This window comes from Citrobacter sp. Ce006 (assembly GCF_030336535.1).
Classification (GTDB): Bacteria; Pseudomonadota; Gammaproteobacteria; order Enterobacterales; family Enterobacteriaceae; genus Citrobacter; species Citrobacter europaeus.
Map to the genome: position 1 here is coordinate 986121 of NZ_JAOWDO010000073.1, position 17374 is coordinate 1003494.

Below are 17374 nucleotides of genomic sequence, written 5' to 3' on the forward strand. Positions count from 1 at the left end.
GCTTTATGTGGCTCAAAGCAGGCGATCCACAAACAACAAGGGAAAAGTGGAAAACAGACACCGTTATTGGCTTATCGTCAGGTAAAGATAATGATGGTAATGAAGGCTATGTCTTTGTCGGCAAAACGTTTGATTATCTGATAACCAGTGGTGCCGAAAGCGTGGTGAAGTTGCTGCAAGATCCGCAAATCGACCGTCATAATTTACAGGCCGTTGATATCGCCGAATTCATCATCAGCGACAATAAAAAGGGATTTAAAGGCGTATTAACGCTTAAATACACAGGGGAAACGCAGGACGTTAAACAAGTGCTTACGGGCTACGGTTTTGACTGCTCAGCGCAATACTGCACTAAAAATCTATCCAAACTGGAAGGGACAATCCATAAAAAAAGCACCAAACAGGATTACTCGCAGATGCTTACGTTTTATCATCCATTTACCGTTGGTTTTTACGAATATAAAACCTCACATATACCCGAATTCGTCACAAACGGACTACTGCCCATTACTATCACTCTGGATGTCGTAACCTCTCCATTACAAATATTATTTTTTAATTATTATCACCAATAAAAATTTAAATGGGCAAATGTAACAAGGCACTTGCCCATAACTTCTTAATTCAGCGCAAATTTCTCAATGGCATACGCGACGCCATCTTCAAGGTTGGATTTCGTCACGAAGTTGGCGATTTCTTTGACTGATGGAATAGCGTTGTCCATGGCAACGCCCACGCCTGCGTATTCAATCATCGCGATGTCGTTTTCCTGATCGCCAATCGCCATCACCTCTTCGGCTTTAATGCCTAACGTATCGGCCAGCGATTTTACACCTGTCCCTTTATTGACGCGTTTATCGAGGATTTCGAGGAAATACGGCGCGCTCTTCAGCACGGTGTACTTCTCTTTTACTTCCGCAGGTATACGCGAGATAGCTTTATCAAGGATCTCCGGCTCATCAATCATCATCACTTTCAGGAACTGGGTTGCAGGATCCATTTTCTCGGCTTCACAGAACACCAGCGGGATGGTCGCGACAAACGATTCGTGCACCGTGTAGTAGCTGATATCACGGTTCGCGGTATACAACGTATTGCGATCGAGAGCGTGGAAATGTGAGCCAACTTCCCGGGAAAGCTGTTCCAGGTAACGATAATCATCATAGCTCAGCGCGGTTTGCGCCACGGTACTGCCATCCCCTGCTTTCTGCACCAGCGCACCGTTGTAGGTAATGCAGTAGTCACCGGGTTGTTCCATATGTAGTTCTTTCAGATAGCTGTGAACGCCGGCATACGGGCGTCCCGTGGTCAGCACCACATTCACGCCACGCGCGCGCGCCGCGGCAATCGCCGTTTTGACCGCAGGTGAAATGGTGTGATCGGGCAGCAGAAGTGTGCCATCCATGTCGATAGCAATAAGTTTGATAGCCATGAGTTCCCCGGATTAAATGAGTCCGTCCTCATGCTAACGCGATTCCGCTCAAAAAACAGCTACGAAAAGGGGGATAGAAAGGGGAATTGAGATTCCCCTTTTGTCGATCGGTCACAGGCCCACAGGAGCAGGCCCGGGTGCTGGTTAAATATCGATGTTCGCCGCTTTCAGGGCGTTTTCTTCGATAAACGCACGACGAGGTTCAACGGCATCACCCATCAGCGTGGTGAACAGCTGGTCGGCGGCGATCGCATCCTTCACGGTAACGCGCAGCATACGACGGCTTTCCGGGTCCATGGTGGTTTCCCACAGCTGTTCCGGGTTCATCTCACCCAGACCTTTATAACGCTGGATAGCGAGGCCACGACGAGACTCTTTCTGCAACCATTCCAGTGCCTGCTCAAAGCTTGCTACTGGCTGACGACGTTCGCCACGTTCGATAAACGCATCGTCTTCGATCAGCCCGCGCAGCTTCTCGCCGAGCGTACAAATACGACGGTATTCGCCACCGGTCACAAATTCATGCTCCAGCGGATAATCGGTATCGACACCGTGGGTACGCACACGGATCACCGGTTCGAACAGGTTCAGTTCAGCGTCTTTACGCACGAAGCTGTTCCAGGTGCTGCCGTGCATTTCTTTTTCATTCAGCACGTTAACCAACTGGGAAACCCAGGCCGTCACTTTCGCTTCATCAGACAGGCAGTCTTCAGCCAGCGTCGGTTGATAAACCAGTTCTTTCAGCAGCGCTTTCGGGAAACGACGTTCCATACGGCCGATCATTTTCTGCGTCGCGTTGTATTCAGAAACCAGTTTTTCTAATGCTTCACCCGCCAGGGCTGGTGCGCTGGCATTGGTGTGCAGCGTTGCGCCATCCAGAGCGATAGAAATTTGGTACTGATCCATCGCTTCGTCATCTTTAATGTACTGTTCCTGCTTGCCTTTTTTCACTTTGTACAGCGGTGGCTGTGCAATGTAAACGTGGCCGCGCTCAACGATTTCCGGCATCTGACGATAAAAGAAGGTCAACAGCAGCGTACGAATGTGCGAGCCGTCGACGTCCGCATCGGTCATGATGATGATGCTGTGATAACGCAGTTTGTCCGGGTTGTACTCGTCACGACCGATGCCACAGCCGAGCGCGGTGATCAGCGTCGCGACTTCCTGAGAGGAGAGCATCTTGTCAAAACGCGCTTTCTCGACGTTGAGGATTTTACCCTTCAGCGGCAGAATCGCCTGGTTTTTACGGTTACGGCCCTGCTTCGCAGATCCGCCCGCGGAGTCCCCTTCCACCAGATACAGTTCAGAGTGGGCTGGGTCGCGTTCCTGACAGTCCGCCAGCTTGCCCGGCAGACCGGCTAAGTCCAGCGCGCCTTTACGACGGGTCATTTCACGCGCGCGGCGTGCAGCTTCACGGGCACGCGCAGCATCGATAATTTTGCCAACGACGATTTTCGCGTCAGACGGGTTTTCCAGCAGGTATTCGCTCAGCAGTTCGTTCATCTGCTGTTCTACCGCCGATTTCACCTCAGAGGAGACCAGCTTATCTTTGGTCTGTGAGGAGAACTTCGGATCCGGTACTTTCACAGAAACAACGGCAATCAGACCTTCACGGGCATCGTCACCGGTGGCGCTGACTTTCGCTTTTTTGCTGTAGCCTTCTTTGTCCATGTAGGCGTTCAGGGTACGGGTCATCGCCGCACGGAAGCCTGCAAGGTGAGTACCGCCGTCACGCTGTGGAATGTTGTTGGTGAAACAGTAGATGTTTTCCTGGAAACCATCGTTCCACTGCAGCGCAACTTCAACGCCGATACCGTCTTTTTCAGTGGAGAAGTAGAAGATATTCGGGTGGATCGGCGTTTTATTTTTGTTGAGGTATTCAACAAACGCCTTAATGCCACCTTCATAGTGGAAATGATCTTCTTTGCCGTCGCGCTTGTCGCGCAGACGAATAGAGACGCCGGAGTTCAGGAAGGACAGCTCACGTAGACGCTTCGCCAGAATGTCGTATTCAAACTCAACGACATTGGTAAAGGTTTCGTGGCTTGGCCAGAAACGGACCTGAGTCCCGGTCAGTTCTGTTTCGCCGGTTACCGCCAGCGGCGCCTGCGGCACACCGTGCACGTAAGTTTGCTGATGCACTTTGCCTTCACGACGAATCACCAGCTCCAGTTTCTGCGACAAGGCGTTAACGACAGAAACACCCACGCCGTGCAAACCGCCGGAAACTTTATAGGAGTTATCATCGAATTTACCGCCTGCGTGCAGAACGGTCATGATAACTTCCGCCGCCGAAACGCCTTCTTCCGGGTGAATACCGGTCGGGATACCACGGCCATCATCGGTAACGGACACGGAGTTATCAGCGTGAATCGTTACCACGATATCTTTACAGTGACCCGCGAGCGCTTCGTCGATAGCGTTATCTACCACCTCGAATACCATGTGGTGCAGACCGGTGCCGTCATCCGTGTCGCCGATATACATACCAGGGCGCTTACGCACCGCATCCAGTCCTTTCAGGACTTTGATACTGGAGGAGTCATAAGAATTCGACATCAACGTTTCTCGCTCATTTTATCTTGGGTTAATCCGTTATTTTACCCTTTTCCACGGTAAACATCTTCGAATTTTCATCGGACATGTCTATAACGTGTTCAGCGCTGATTGCGCTGACAAAGACCTGAGATTGCGTGGCTTTTAAGCGGCTGGCCAGCAGCCCGCGACGCGCGTCATCCAGTTCAGAGGCAAAATCATCTATCAGGTACAGGCAGCGCCGTCCGCTTTCACGGGTCAGGAACTCCCCTTGCGCCAGACGTAAGGCGCACATCAGCAGCTTTAGCTGCCCACGCGACAACGTGTCTTCCACCGGCGCACCGTCGGCACGAATGCGGAAATCCGCCTTATGCGGGCCGTGCGCGGTGTAGGTCAACATGCGATCGCGTTCAAAACTGCGTTCCAGCACTTCGGCATAATCAGTCTCTTTCTCCCAGCCGCGCTGGAATGAGAAGGAGAGAGAAAACTCGGGAAGAAACTGCTGGCAGGTATCCGCCATATCCTGCGCGATACCGGCGCTGTACTCCGCGCGCCAGGTGCTGATTTGTTCCGCCAGCGGGATCAGTTCTTTATCCCACGGGCGCAGTTGCTCATAACGACTCACCTGGCGCAGCGCCGCATTACGCTGCTTGAGCAGTCGTTTCAGGTTGCTCCAGGCGGTGAAAAATCCGGCTTCATTGTGAAAGCATCCCCAGTCAAGGAATGCTCTTCTGTATTTGGGGCCGCCATTGAGTAAAGTAAACCCCTCTGGCGTGATCAGTTGCATCGGCATCAGGTGCGCCAATTCTGCAACCTTGTGCCCGTCAGTGCCGTCAATGCGCACTTTGCTGTCGCCCAGTTTGTCTTTCGTCAGACCAATTGACGTCTCACGCTCTTCCCCTTGCAAACGCCCGTGTAGAACAAACGACTCCTGCTCGTGGCGAATGACGCGACCAATTTGCAAACTGCGAAACGCCCGGCCGTGGCCGAGCGTATAGATGGCTTCCAGCACGCTGGTTTTGCCGCTGCCGTTCGCGCCAACCAGAAAGTTAAAGCCGGGAGATAAAGCGAGATCCGCATTTTCAATATTGCGGAAATCTTTAATCAGGAGTCGGGATAGCGACATATCAACTCATAACCAGGGCGTTATCGTCGCAGTTAGTCTGGTTACGGCCAGCGCACAGCAACCGGAGCGTACTGAAGTACGTGAGGATTGCGAGCACTGCCCGGAGCCAGAATAACAAGTAAGATAGCCCGATATTCTTTACAAGCGCATAGGCATGACGACATAGGCTGCAGATTGTGACGCTGCATCTTCAATCTGTACGCTCGATACGGAATCGGTCAGCAGAATACGCACGTTCTCGCACTTCAGCGCGTTCAGAACGTCCAGTACGTAGCTCACGTTAAAGCCGATTTCCAGCTCAGTACCAGGATAGGAGACATCCAGAATTTCTTCTGCTTCTTCCTGCTCCGGGTTGTTGGCGGTGATTTTGAGCTGGTTTTCGCTGACATACAGACGCACGCCGCGGAATTTCTCGTTAGAGAGGATCGCCGCACGAGCAAATGCCTGTTTGAGGATATCGCAACCGGCTTCCAGATGTTTGTCCGGATTCTTCGGCAATACGCGGCGATAATCCGGGAACCGACCGTCAACCAACTTGGAAGTGAAGATGAAGTCACCCACGTGCGCACGAATGTTGTTGCTGCCAATCTGCACGCGCAGCGGGTTATCACCGCCGTCGAGCATACGCATCAGTTCAATCACGCCTTTACGCGGTACGATCACCGAATGGCTTGGCAACGGCTGACCGACAGGCATTGAACAGACCGCCAGGCGGTGACCGTCGGTCGCCACGGTACGCAGCTCTTCCCCTTCGGTTTCAAACAGCATGCCGTTTAAGTAGTAACGTACGTCCTGATGCGCCATCGAAAACTGCGTGGCTTCAATCAGACGCTTCATCGTAGCCTGCGGCAGGGTGAATTCGACTTCGCTCTGCCAGTCGTCCAGATTCGGGAAGTCGGCAGCAGGCAGCGTAGACAGCGAGAAACGGCTGCGACCAGAACGCACCAGCATACGGTCGCCTTCCAGTTGAACGGCAATCTCCGCGCCTTCCGGCAACCCGCGGCAAATATCGAAGAATTTACGCGCCGGAACGGTGGTCGCACCAGGTTCATGCGGCTGGATCAGCGCCACGCGCGCCACCATCTCCATTTCGAGATCGGTACCGGTCAGCGAAAGCGCACCGTCAGCAACCTGCAGCAGCAGGTTTCCGAGAATAGGCAGTGTAGGACGTCCACCCAGCGGGCCGCTGACCTGCTGAAGCGGTTTTAATAAATGTTCACGTTCAACGGTAAATTTCATAGCGTCACGAAGATAATGTTCTGATTAAATTGGAGAAATCTTCTTTAATATCATGGCTTTCTTCACGCAACTGCTCAATCTTGCGGCAGGCATGAAGCACGGTAGTATGGTCACGCCCACCAAACGCGTCGCCAATTTCCGGCAGACTGTGGTTAGTGAGCTCTTTTGCCAGCGCCATCGCCATCTGGCGCGGACGAGCTACCGAGCGAGATCGACGCTTAGAAAGCAGATCCGCAATTTTGATTTTGTAATACTCCGCCACCGTCTTCTGAATATTGTCGATGGTGACCAGTTTTTCCTGCAAAGCCAGCAGATCGCGCAGCGCTTCACGCACGAAATCGATAGTAATCGCCCGGCCGGTAAAATTGGCGTTGGCGATCACGCGGTTCAATGCGCCTTCCAGTTCACGCACGTTAGAGCGTAGACGTTTGGCAATAAAGAACGCCACTTCCCCGGGCAGACGAATGTCGTTTTCGTCGGCTTTTTTCATCAGGATCGCGACGCGCGTTTCCAGCTCAGGCGGCTCGATCGCCACAGTCAGTCCCCAGCCGAAGCGGGATTTCAGACGATCTTCAACGCCGTTGATCTCCTTCGGATAGCGATCCGAGGTCAGGATGATCTGCTGATTGCCTTCCAGCAGGGCGTTAAAGGTGTGGAAAAACTCTTCCTGCGATCGTTCTTTATTCGCGAAGAACTGGATATCGTCAATCAGCAGCGCGTCAACGGAACGGTAGTAGCGTTTAAACTCTTCGATCGCGTTGTTTTGCAGGGCTTTAACCATATCCTGCACAAAACGCTCGGAGTGCATATACACCACTTTCGCGTTTGGCTTACGCGCCATTATGCCGTTACCGACAGCGTGCAGCAGGTGAGTTTTACCCAGACCCGTACCGCCATAAAGGAATAACGGATTGTAGGCGCCGCCAGGATTGTCCGCCACCTGACGTGCCGCCGCGCGCGCCAGTTGGTTAGATTTACCTTCAACGAAGTTATCAAACGTATGTTTGACGTTGACGTTAGAACGATAGGTAGGTTCTGCCGGGGCCGGGACGTTATCCCAGCCTGGGCGCGCTGCCGGAGCGGCGCGTTGCGGTTGCACTTGCTGCGCTACGTAAGCGGGCGCAACAACGTTGTTCACCGGCGTCTTCAGCGTTTGCGTGACGGGTTTAGTACCGACTTCAAAGCGCAGCTGTGGGGCATCCGCTCCACAGAAGTTATTGAGTAATCCATTAATATTATTAAGGTATTTATCCCTTACCCAATCGAGCACGAAACGGTTTGGCGCATACAAAGCCAGCGTGTTATCGCTCAGTTCCGCCTGCAACGGGCGTATCCACATACTGAACTCTGTGGCTGGTAACTCATCCTGCAATCGGGCAAGACACTGCTGCCAAAGCGAAAGTGACACGGCGGACTCCACTCGAACAAAAGTCGATAAATGACAAAGGCTGAAACATTCATGATTGTTGACGCACATCGACAAGACCCTATGCAAAGGGTGACGTGCGAATTGCTATCTGCAATTTTTCCCCGATCAGGATCCATTGAAACGATCGGGACCGCGGATCATAGCGTAAACTGAGAAAGAGATCTTCTGTTTCTCACAGATTCTTCCCGATTTATCCACAGGATGATCCAGAATCGGCTAAGTGTAAACGATCCTGGAGAAGTGCTGCAGGTTTTAGCGCGCATATTGAAAAAATTAATGAGTAAAGATGCTTTACTGCTTAAACGATCTAATAAAGATCCCGTGCGATCCTTGCGCTTTATCCACCAGCCCGTATAATTCTTACCCCCAGCGAGTAACGGTCGCCTTACGGCGTCAACGCTGCCTGTTTTTTACGCGAAACCGTGCGGAAAAAAGCGGGAAATAAGGAAAGAGAATTGACTCCGGAGTGTACAATTATTACAATCCGGCCTCTTTAATCACCCACACTGTGGCGTAAGTCGTTCGAAACTCGTTCGGGTATACGCAAAAGTCAGTGAATTTATTCAAGTTTAGGTAGAAATCGCCATGAAACGCACTTTTCAACCGTCTGTACTGAAGCGCAACCGTTCTCACGGCTTCCGTGCTCGTATGGCTAATAAAAATGGTCGTCAGGTTCTGGCACGTCGTCGTGCTAAAGGCCGTTCTCGTCTGACCGTTTCTAAGTAATAAAAGCTAGCCCCTGAGTGGTTAAGCTCGCATTTCCCAGGGAGTTACGTTTGTTAACTCCCACTCATTTCACATTCGTCTTCCAGCAGCCACAACGGGCTGGCACGCCGCAAATCACCATCCTCGGCCGCCTGAATTCGCTGGGGCATCCCCGTATCGGTCTTACAGTCGCCAAGAAAAATGTTAAACGTGCGCATGAACGCAATCGGATTAAACGTCTGACGCGTGAAAGCTTCCGTTTACGTCAGCACGAGCTTCCAGCAATGGATTTCGTGGTGGTGGCGAAAAAAGGGGTTGCTGACCTCGATAACCGTGCTCTCTCGGAAGCGTTGGAAAAATTATGGCGTCGCCATTGTCGCCTGGCTCGCGGGTCCTGATAGCCCTCATTCGGGTCTATCAACGCCTGATCAGTCCGCTGCTTGGGCCGCATTGCCGTTTCACTCCAACCTGTTCGAGCTACGGAATTGAGGCATTGCGCAGGTTTGGAGTGATAAAAGGCAGTTGGTTGACGGTGAAACGCGTATTAAAATGCCACCCTTTACACCCTGGTGGTGACGATCCCGTCCCGCCCGGACCATTTGATACCAGAGAACACTAACGATGGATTCGCAACGCAATCTTTTAGTCATCGCTTTGCTGTTCGTGTCTTTCATGATCTGGCAAGCCTGGGAGCAGGATAAAAACCCGCAACCTCAGGCCCAACAGACCACGCAGACAACGACCACCGCAGCGGGTAGCGCCGCAGACCAGGGCGTACCGGCCAGTGGCCAGGGGAAACTGATTACGGTTAAAACTGACGTGCTTGATCTGACCATCAACACCCGTGGTGGTGATGTGGAACAGGCTTCACTGCCAGCTTACCCGAAAGAACTCGCTTCTACCGAACCGTTCCAGTTACTGGAAACCACGCCACAGTTCATCTACCAGGCACAGAGTGGCCTGACAGGTCGTGACGGCCCGGATAACCCGGCTAACGGCCCGCGTCCGCTGTACAACGTCGAAAAAGACGCGTTTGTACTGGCTGACGGTCAGAACGAACTGCAGATCCCGATGACCTATACTGACGCAGCGGGTAACACATTCACTAAAACGTTTGTACTCAAGCGTGGTGAATATGCTGTCAACGTTAACTACAGCGTGCAGAACGCCGGCGAAAAACCGCTGGAAGTCTCCACCTTTGGTCAGCTGAAGCAATCCATCAATCTGCCATCTCATCGCGACACCGGGAGCAGCAACTTTGCGCTGCACACTTTCCGTGGCGCGGCGTACTCCACGCCGGATGAGAAGTATGAGAAATACAAATTCGACACCATTGCTGAAAACGAAAACCTGAACGTCAACGCTAAAGACGGCTGGGTCGCAATGTTGCAACAGTATTTCGCAACGGCATGGGTTCCGCGTAACGACGGTACCAACAATTTCTACACCGCTAATCTGGGTAACGGCATTGCCGCTATCGGCTATAAATCACAGCCGGTACTGGTTCAGCCTGGCCAGACTGGCGCGATGACCAGCACCCTGTGGGTCGGCCCGGAAATTCAGGATAAAATGGCGGCCGTTGCACCGCACCTGGATCTGACCGTGGATTACGGCTGGCTGTGGTTCATCTCTCAGCCGCTGTTTAAACTGCTGAAGTGGATCCATAGCTTCCTGGGTAACTGGGGCTTCTCCATCATCGTTATCACCTTTATCGTTCGTGGCATCATGTACCCGCTGACCAAAGCGCAGTACACCTCCATGGCGAAGATGCGTATGCTGCAGCCTAAGATTCAGGCTATGCGTGAGCGTCTGGGCGATGACAAACAGCGTCAGAGCCAGGAAATGATGGCCCTGTACAAAGCTGAGAAGGTTAACCCGCTGGGCGGCTGCTTCCCGCTGATCATCCAGATGCCAATCTTCCTGGCGTTGTACTACATGCTGATGGGCTCCATTGAACTGCGTCATGCGCCGTTCGCGCTGTGGATCCATGACCTGTCCGCACAGGACCCGTACTACATCCTGCCGATCCTGATGGGCGTGACGATGTTCTTCATTCAGAAGATGTCTCCGACCACCGTGACCGACCCGATGCAGCAGAAGATCATGACCTTTATGCCGGTCATCTTCACCGTGTTCTTCCTGTGGTTCCCGTCAGGTCTGGTGCTGTACTATATCGTCAGCAACCTGGTAACCATTATTCAGCAACAGCTGATTTACCGTGGTCTGGAGAAGCGTGGGCTGCATAGCCGCGAGAAGAAAAACTCCTGATTCGGTGTAGGCCGGATTAGGCGAAGCCGCCATCCGGCAAACGGAACATAAAGTAAAGGGCGGTCATTTTAGACCGCCTTTTTTATTGTATTAAGAAGAGACAAACCATGAGCCATAACGACACCATCGTCGCTCAGGCCACCCCTCCGGGACGTGGTGGCGTGGGTATCCTGCGTATCTCCGGCCTGAAGGCACGTGAAGTCGCAGAAACCGTACTGGGGAAACTGCCAAAACCGCGTTATGCCGACTATCTGCCGTTTAAAGACGCGGATGGCAGCGCGCTGGATCAGGGGATTGCCCTGTGGTTCCCCGGCCCGAACTCCTTTACTGGCGAAGACGTTTTAGAGCTTCAGGGCCACGGCGGTCCGGTGATTCTTGATCTGCTGCTCAAACGTATTCTGACTATTCCCGGGCTGCGCATTGCCAGACCAGGTGAATTCTCCGAGCGCGCATTTATCAATGATAAGCTCGATTTAGCCCAGGCAGAGGCGATTGCCGACCTGATCGATGCCAGCTCAGAGCAAGCGGCTCGCTCGGCGCTAAACTCGTTGCAGGGCGCATTTTCCGCACGGGTAAATCATCTTGTGGAAGCGCTCACTCACCTGCGCATCTATGTGGAAGCGGCGATCGACTTTCCGGATGAAGAAATCGACTTCCTGTCTGACGGCAAGATTGAAGCGCAGCTCAACAGCGTTATCAGCGATCTTGATGCCGTTCGTGCCGAAGCGCGTCAGGGCAGCCTGCTGCGCGAAGGGATGAAGGTGGTGATTGCCGGGCGTCCTAACGCCGGGAAATCAAGCCTGTTAAACGCCCTGGCTGGCCGTGAGGCAGCCATTGTCACCGACATCGCCGGGACAACCCGCGATGTGCTGCGTGAGCATATTCATATCGACGGGATGCCGCTGCATATCATCGACACAGCCGGTCTGCGTGATGCCAGCGATGAAGTTGAACGCATTGGTATCGAACGTGCCTGGCAGGAAATCGAACAGGCCGACCGAGTACTGTTTATGGTTGATGGCACCACCACCGACGCCGTAGACCCGGCTGACATCTGGCCAGACTTTATTGCCCGTCTGCCAGCTAAACTTCCGATTACCGTAGTGCGTAACAAAGCGGATATTACCGGTGAGACGCTGGGCCTTAGCGAAGTAAATGGCCACTCACTGGTTCGCCTCTCCGCGCGTACCGGGGAAGGCGTTGACGTGCTGCGTAATCATCTTAAGCAGAGCATGGGCTTTGAAACCAATATGGAAGGCGGCTTTCTGGCGCGTCGTCGTCACCTGCAGGCGCTGGCAGAAGCGGCGGAACATCTTGAGCAAGGCAAAGCCCAACTGCTCGGAGCATGGGCCGGAGAGCTGCTGGCAGAGGAGCTACGTCTGGCGCAGCAGAACCTCAGTGAGATCACCGGGGAATTTACCTCCGACGATCTGCTTGGACGGATTTTCTCCAGTTTCTGTATTGGTAAGTAACGTTGTGTTGCCCGGTGGCGCGATGCTTGCCGGGCCTACGCCGCCATCCGGCAACAATAATTTCCCATAGGGAAATCACTGTTGTCCAAATGGCAACTCGTGCAGTTGACTCTATGACCGTATGCTTAGCGCCACATTCCTCATGAGGTCGCTATGACACGCTTTCTAATCTGCAGTTTCGCCCTGGTGTTACTTTATCCCGCCGGTATTGATATGTATCTGGTAGGGCTGCCCCGTATTGCTGCCGATTTACAGGCCAGCGAGGCGCAACTGCATATCGCGTTTTCGGTTTATCTGGCGGGAATGGCGACGGCGATGCTGTTCGCGGGAAAAATTGCCGATCGGTCAGGACGCAAACCCGTCGCTATTGTCGGCGCCCTCATCTTTATTTTCGCCTCTGCGCTGTGTTCATTCGCCGAAAGCGGTACGCCGTTTCTTATTGGCCGCTTTATTCAGGGCACAGGCGCAGGTTGCTGCTATGTGGTGGCCTTCGCTATTCTGCGCGATACGCTCGACGATCGCCGCCGGGCGAAGGTACTGTCGCTGTTGAACGGAATTACCTGTATTGTGCCGGTGCTGGCTCCAGTGATGGGGCATCTGATCATGCTCAAATACCCGTGGCAGAGCCTGTTCTACACGATGATCGGGATGGGGGTGGTCGTTTGCCTGCTGTCGGTGTTTGTCCTGCGAGAATCGCGTCCAGCGGCGCTCTCGACCTCAACACAGAGCGATCATCGCGCAGAGTCGCTGGTAAACCGTTTTTTCTTAAGCCGCCTGGCTATTACCACCCTCAGCGTGTCGGTGATCCTGACCTTCGTGAATACCTCCCCGGTGCTGTTGATGGAAGTGATGGGCTTCGACCGCGGCGAGTACGCCACCACCATGGCCATGACCGCAGGCATCAGCATGGCGGTCTCTTTCTCCACACCATTCGCTCTGAGCGTGTTTAAGCCTCGCGTTCTGATGTTGACTTCGCAGGTGCTGTTTCTGTGTGCAGGTGTGGTGTTAACCCTTGCCGCCTCACACGCAGTAACGCTGTTTGGGCTGACTTTAATCTGCGCGGGGTTCTCGGTTGGTTTTGGTGTCGCCATGAGCCAGGCACTGGGTCCGTTCTCGCTGCGCGCGGGCGTTGCCAGCTCGGCGTTAGGTATTGCGCAGGTTTGCGGTTCCTCGCTGTGGATTTGGCTGGCGGCGGTGCTCGGTCTTGATGCGTTGAATATGCTGATCGGGATTCTGATTGGCTGTAGCATAGTGAGTATCATGCTGATTATCACTGTTGCACCTAACCGGTCCGCGCCAACTCATGAAGAAATCCCTCAGCAGTCTCGATCTTAATTTATTACTCTGCCTGCAGCTGTTGATGCAGGAGCGCAGCGTCACCAAAACCGCCAAACGGATGAACGTCACGCCGTCGGCGGTGAGTAAATCGTTGTCGAAGTTAAGGGCCTGGTTTGACGATCCGCTGTTTGTAAACACCCCGCTGGGGCTAACGCCAACGCCGCTGATGGTCAGCATGGAACAGAACCTGGCAGAGTGGATGCAGATGAGCAACCAGTTGCTGGATAAGCCACATCATGAAGCGCCGCGCGGGTTGAAGTTTGATCTGGTGGCCGAAACGCCGCTGGTGATGATCATGTTCAACGCGCTTTCCAGGCAGATTTATCAGCGTTATCCTCAGGCGACGATCAAAATTCGCAACTGGGACTATGATTCGCTGGATGCGATTATTCGCGGCGAAGTGGATATCGGCTTTACCGGGCGTGAAAGCCATCCACGCTCGCGTGAACTGTTAAGTTTATTGCCGCTGTCGATCGACCATGAAGTGCTGTTTTCCGATCTGCCCTGCGTCTGGCTACGTGAAGATCATCCCGCACTGCAGGAAGAGTGGAATCTGGACACTTTTCTGCGCTATCCGCACATCAGCATTAGCTGGGAGCAAAGCGATACCTGGGCGTTGGATGAAGTCCTGCAAGAGATGGGGCGCGCGCGCAATATCGCGTTATGTCTGCCCGGTTTTGAGCAATCGCTGTTCATGGCCGCCCAGCCGGAACACGCGCTGATAGCCACAGCTCCGGTTTATTGCCAGCGTTATAACCAACTCCACCAGCTTCCGCTGGTGGCGCGACCAATGCCTTTTGATGCCGCGCAGTTGGAAAAAATGCGCGTACCCTTCACCCTTCTTTGGCATAAACGTAACAGTCATAATCCTAAGATCGTCTGGTTGAAAGACACGATCAAGGCGCTTTATCGCGATATGTCCTGACGATCCGCCGCCACTTTGTTGCTGAATCGACTATTCTGGCAACAGAAATGTAAATATCGCGTAATGTATTCCATTTCAGCTTACTTTTTGGGCAGCAAAGCCTGCCTGGAAGGCGCGTAAATGTTACTCTGGTAATTATCACGGACCATTACTCACGGAGCGACAAATGGCGACACATTTTGCCAGAGGGATTCTTACGGAGGGACACCTGGTTTCAGCTCGCCTCCCTTCTCCATGTCATATCGAAGCAAGAGATCTACCCGTTCATCGCCGAACACGTTTCCTGGCTTCCCGAAGTCTTCTCGCCGAACTGATGTTTATGCTTTACGGCACCAGCACGCTGCCCGAGATTGTTACTCAGGCCAAAGGAAAACCCGTTTTTCGCGATACGAACCTGCCGGGGTTTTCGATTTCTTATGCCGGGAATATCGTCGGCGTTGCGCTAACGACGGAAGGAACGTGCGGCCTGGATTTGGAGCTTCAGCGGGCTACCCGCGGCTTTCACAATCCGAATTCAGCGGAAACCTGGCGCTTCTCCAGCAACGAAAATCTGTGGATCAACAATCAAAACGACCCCAACGAAGCACGCGCGCAGCTCATTACGTTGCGCCAGAGCGTACTCAAACTCACCGGCGATGTGTGCAATGACGACCCGCGCGAACTCCAGCTTTTACCCGGTGCAGGACGTCTGAAATGTGCCCACGTTGCGCAGGTTGAAGCCATTTGCGATGCGGAAGATGTGCTGGTGTGGTCGGTTGCGGTTACGCCAACCATTGAAAAACTCAAGGTTTGGGAGTTTGATGGTAAACAGGACTGGAAAAGTTTGCCGGATATCCAGACTCGCGCCAATGAGCCTACGGGTCGTCTGATTCGATTCTCTCAATTATGCGCAGCGAAGAGCTATACGCTTAGCTGATTTAACCTTCATGATGAAACAGGAGTTACCATGTCTGAAACATTGAATGTTGTTACGTTACTGGGAAGTCTGCGCAAAGGTTCGTTTAATGGAATGGTTGCCCGTACGCTGCCTAAGATTGCTCCAGCGGGCATGGAAGTGAACGCGTTACCATCGATTGGTGATATCCCACTGTACGATGCCGATCTCCAGCAGGAAGAAGGTTTTCCGGCAAGCGTAGAAGCGCTGGCAGAGCAAATCAGGAAGGCTGACGGTGTTGTCATCGTGACGCCGGAATATAACTATTCAGTACCCGGCGGACTGAAGAACGCTATCGACTGGCTGTCTCGTCTGCCGGATCAGCCGTTATCGGGCAAACCAGTGCTGATTCAGACCAGCTCCATGGGCGCCATTGGCGGCGCGCGCTGCCAGTACCATCTGCGTCAGATCCTGGTGTTCCTTGACGCCATGGTTATGAACAAGCCTGAATTTATGGGCGGCGTCATTCAGAACAAAGTTGACCCGCAGACGGGCGAAGTGATCGACCAAAGTACGCTGGACCATCTGACCGGTCAGCTGACCGCATTTGGTGACTACATTCAGCGCGTGAAAGCGTAAAAGAAAAAGCCCGGCGATATGCCGGGCTTTTTCTATGGCCAAGTAGACAGCGATTAATGCGCGTCGATAAACACAATCTTCAGCACAAACAGCAGCGCGACAACAATGACGCACGGGCTGAGATCGCGGAAACGTCCGGTACCGATTTTCATCACACAGTAGGAAATAAAGCCCAGCGCGATACCTTCGGTAATCGAGAAGCTAAACGGCATCATCACGGCGGTAATAAACGCCGGAACTGCTTCTGTCAGGTCATCCCACTTCACGCGCGACAGGCTTGATGTCATCAGCACACCAACATAAATCAGCGCACCTGCGGCAGCATAGCCCGGCACCATTCCCGCCAGCGGCGACAGGAAGATAACCAGCAGGAACAGCAAGCCAACAACTACCGCTGTCAGGCCGGTACGTCCACCGACTGAAACCCCGGAAGAAGACTCAATATACGCGGTAACGGAAGACGTCCCGATAAACGCGCCGGTAACAGACGACACGCTATCCACATACAACGCCTGCTTCATGCGCGGGAACTTGCCCTTCGCATCCGCCAGACCGGCTTTATCCGTAACGCCAATCAGCGTACCGGAAGAGTCGAACAGGTTGACCAGCATGAATGAGAAAATCACCCCCGCCAGGCCAATGTTAAACGAACCAGCCAGATCAACATGTCCGATAACAGACATTACGCTCGGCGGCGCGGAGACGATTCCGTTGTAATGAACATCGCCCAGCATCCAGCCCAGCAGCGTGGTCACGATGATAGAGATCAGCACCGCCGCATGAATATTACGTGACGCCAGAATCGCGATGATAAAGAAGCCCAGAATGCCGAGCAGTACGCTGTGGGAGGTCAGGTTGCCGATGGACACCAGGGTGTCTTTGTTCGCCACGATAACGCCGGCGTTTTTCAGCCCCATCATGCCGATGAACAGACCAATACCGCTGGTGATCCCCACGCGCAGGCTAACCGGGATATTGGCTATCATCCAGTAACGTACGCGGAAAATGGTCAGCAGCAGCAGACCTACCGCACCCCAGAAGATAGCCCCCATACCGATCTGCCATGACAGGCCCATGGCGCCAACGACCACGAAAGCAAAGAATGCGTTCAGGCCCATAGCTGGCGCAAGTGCGACCGGCAGGTTGGCAAATAGCCCCATCAGGATGCTACCAAATGCAGCAATAAGGCAGGTGGTAACAAAGACGGCGCTGGTATCCATGCCAGCCACGCCAAGAATTTGCGGGTTAACAAAAACGATATAAACCATCGTCAGGAAGGTGGTTAAACCGGCGATCACTTCGGTCCGTGCCGTCGTGCCATGTTCGCGCAGTTTGAACACGCGTTCCAGCATCCCCTGGCCAGAAGCCTGGGTTGTGTGTTGTTGACTCATT

At 53.3% G+C, this 17374-nt stretch carries 17 protein-coding genes; 11 read left to right on the plus strand and 6 right to left on the minus strand.

Going from position 1 to position 17374, the window contains the following annotated elements:
* The first annotated feature begins 5 nt into the window (after positions 1 to 5).
* Positions 6 to 575 carry a YidX family protein gene (locus OGV94_RS23300; protein ID WP_491700941.1) on the plus strand — a complete coding sequence of 190 codons (570 nt, stop codon included), beginning with the start codon at positions 6 to 8 and terminating at the stop codon, positions 573 to 575.
* A gap of 44 nt (positions 576 to 619) precedes the next feature.
* Here the strand turns inward: OGV94_RS23300 and yidA are convergent, their stop codons facing one another.
* From yidA to dnaA, 5 genes are all read right to left on the minus strand, one after another.
* Positions 620 to 1432 carry a sugar-phosphatase gene (yidA, locus tag OGV94_RS23305; protein ID WP_043018808.1) on the minus strand — a complete coding sequence of 271 codons (813 nt, stop codon included), beginning with the start codon at positions 1430 to 1432 and terminating at the stop codon, positions 620 to 622.
* A 144-nt stretch (positions 1433 to 1576) separates the two neighbouring features.
* Entirely contained in the window at positions 1577 to 3991 is a 2415-nt protein-coding gene (gene gyrB / locus OGV94_RS23310) for a DNA topoisomerase (ATP-hydrolyzing) subunit B (RefSeq protein ID WP_043018809.1), read from the minus strand.
* A 28-nt stretch (positions 3992 to 4019) separates the two neighbouring features.
* Entirely contained in the window at positions 4020 to 5093 is a 1074-nt protein-coding gene (gene recF / locus OGV94_RS23315; RefSeq protein ID WP_003844434.1) for a DNA replication/repair protein RecF, read from the minus strand.
* 138 nt (positions 5094 to 5231) lie between these two features.
* Positions 5232 to 6332, minus strand: coding sequence for a DNA polymerase III subunit beta (gene dnaN, locus OGV94_RS23320; protein WP_005121477.1), 1101 nt, complete (start codon positions 6330 to 6332; stop codon positions 5232 to 5234).
* A 4-nt stretch (positions 6333 to 6336) separates the two neighbouring features.
* Positions 6337 to 7740 (minus strand): chromosomal replication initiator protein DnaA, encoded by a 1404-nt coding sequence (gene dnaA / locus OGV94_RS23325; protein ID WP_043018810.1) that lies wholly within the window; start codon positions 7738 to 7740, stop codon positions 6337 to 6339.
* Positions 7741 to 8037: 297 nt separating this feature from the next.
* Here dnaA and OGV94_RS25250 point away from each other — a divergent pair, with 297 nt between their 5' ends.
* The 10 genes from OGV94_RS25250 (at position 8038) to OGV94_RS23370 (ending at position 15982) form a co-directional block, all read left to right on the plus strand.
* Complete coding sequence (locus OGV94_RS25250) at positions 8038 to 8118, plus strand: hypothetical protein (protein ID WP_418221920.1); 81 nt, start codon at positions 8038 to 8040, stop codon at positions 8116 to 8118.
* A gap of 228 nt (positions 8119 to 8346) precedes the next feature.
* Complete coding sequence (gene rpmH / locus OGV94_RS23330) at positions 8347 to 8487, plus strand: 50S ribosomal protein L34 (protein ID WP_003023858.1); 141 nt, start codon at positions 8347 to 8349, stop codon at positions 8485 to 8487.
* 17 nt (positions 8488 to 8504) lie between these two features.
* A complete protein-coding gene (rnpA, locus tag OGV94_RS23335; protein WP_003844432.1) occupies positions 8505 to 8864 on the plus strand; it encodes a ribonuclease P protein component in 360 nt (119 codons plus the stop codon).
* Positions 8828 to 9085 carry a membrane protein insertion efficiency factor YidD gene (gene yidD / locus OGV94_RS23340; protein ID WP_003023846.1) on the plus strand — a complete coding sequence of 86 codons (258 nt, stop codon included), beginning with the start codon at positions 8828 to 8830 and terminating at the stop codon, positions 9083 to 9085. Before rnpA ends, yidD begins: the two co-directional genes overlap by 37 nt.
* Positions 9086 to 9087: 2 nt before the next feature.
* Complete coding sequence (gene yidC / locus OGV94_RS23345; RefSeq protein ID WP_286524512.1) at positions 9088 to 10734, plus strand: membrane protein insertase YidC; 1647 nt, start codon at positions 9088 to 9090, stop codon at positions 10732 to 10734.
* A 107-nt stretch (positions 10735 to 10841) separates the two neighbouring features.
* The gene (mnmE, locus tag OGV94_RS23350; protein WP_043018812.1) at positions 10842 to 12206 is read left to right on the plus strand and encodes a tRNA uridine-5-carboxymethylaminomethyl(34) synthesis GTPase MnmE; all 1365 of its coding nucleotides are present in this window, start codon (positions 10842 to 10844) and stop codon (positions 12204 to 12206) included.
* Positions 12207 to 12359: 153 nt separating this feature from the next.
* The gene (locus OGV94_RS23355) at positions 12360 to 13541 is read left to right on the plus strand and encodes an MFS transporter (RefSeq protein WP_286524513.1); all 1182 of its coding nucleotides are present in this window, start codon (positions 12360 to 12362) and stop codon (positions 13539 to 13541) included.
* Positions 13510 to 14469: an HTH-type transcriptional regulator YidZ gene (gene yidZ, locus OGV94_RS23360; RefSeq protein WP_043018814.1), complete on the plus strand. Its 960-nt coding sequence runs from the start codon at positions 13510 to 13512 to the stop codon at positions 14467 to 14469. Before OGV94_RS23355 ends, yidZ begins: the two co-directional genes overlap by 32 nt.
* 166 nt (positions 14470 to 14635) lie before the next feature.
* Positions 14636 to 15385 carry a 4'-phosphopantetheinyl transferase family protein gene (locus OGV94_RS23365; protein WP_043018815.1) on the plus strand — a complete coding sequence of 250 codons (750 nt, stop codon included), beginning with the start codon at positions 14636 to 14638 and terminating at the stop codon, positions 15383 to 15385.
* A 30-nt stretch (positions 15386 to 15415) separates the two neighbouring features.
* Positions 15416 to 15982: an NADPH-dependent FMN reductase gene (locus OGV94_RS23370; RefSeq protein WP_003827046.1), complete on the plus strand. Its 567-nt coding sequence runs from the start codon at positions 15416 to 15418 to the stop codon at positions 15980 to 15982.
* A gap of 53 nt (positions 15983 to 16035) precedes the next feature.
* Here OGV94_RS23370 and adeP read toward each other — a convergent pair whose 3' ends face one another.
* The gene (adeP, locus tag OGV94_RS23375; RefSeq protein WP_003023830.1) at positions 16036 to 17373 is read right to left on the minus strand and encodes an adenine permease AdeP; all 1338 of its coding nucleotides are present in this window, start codon (positions 17371 to 17373) and stop codon (positions 16036 to 16038) included.
* Position 17374: the final 1 nt, after the last annotated feature.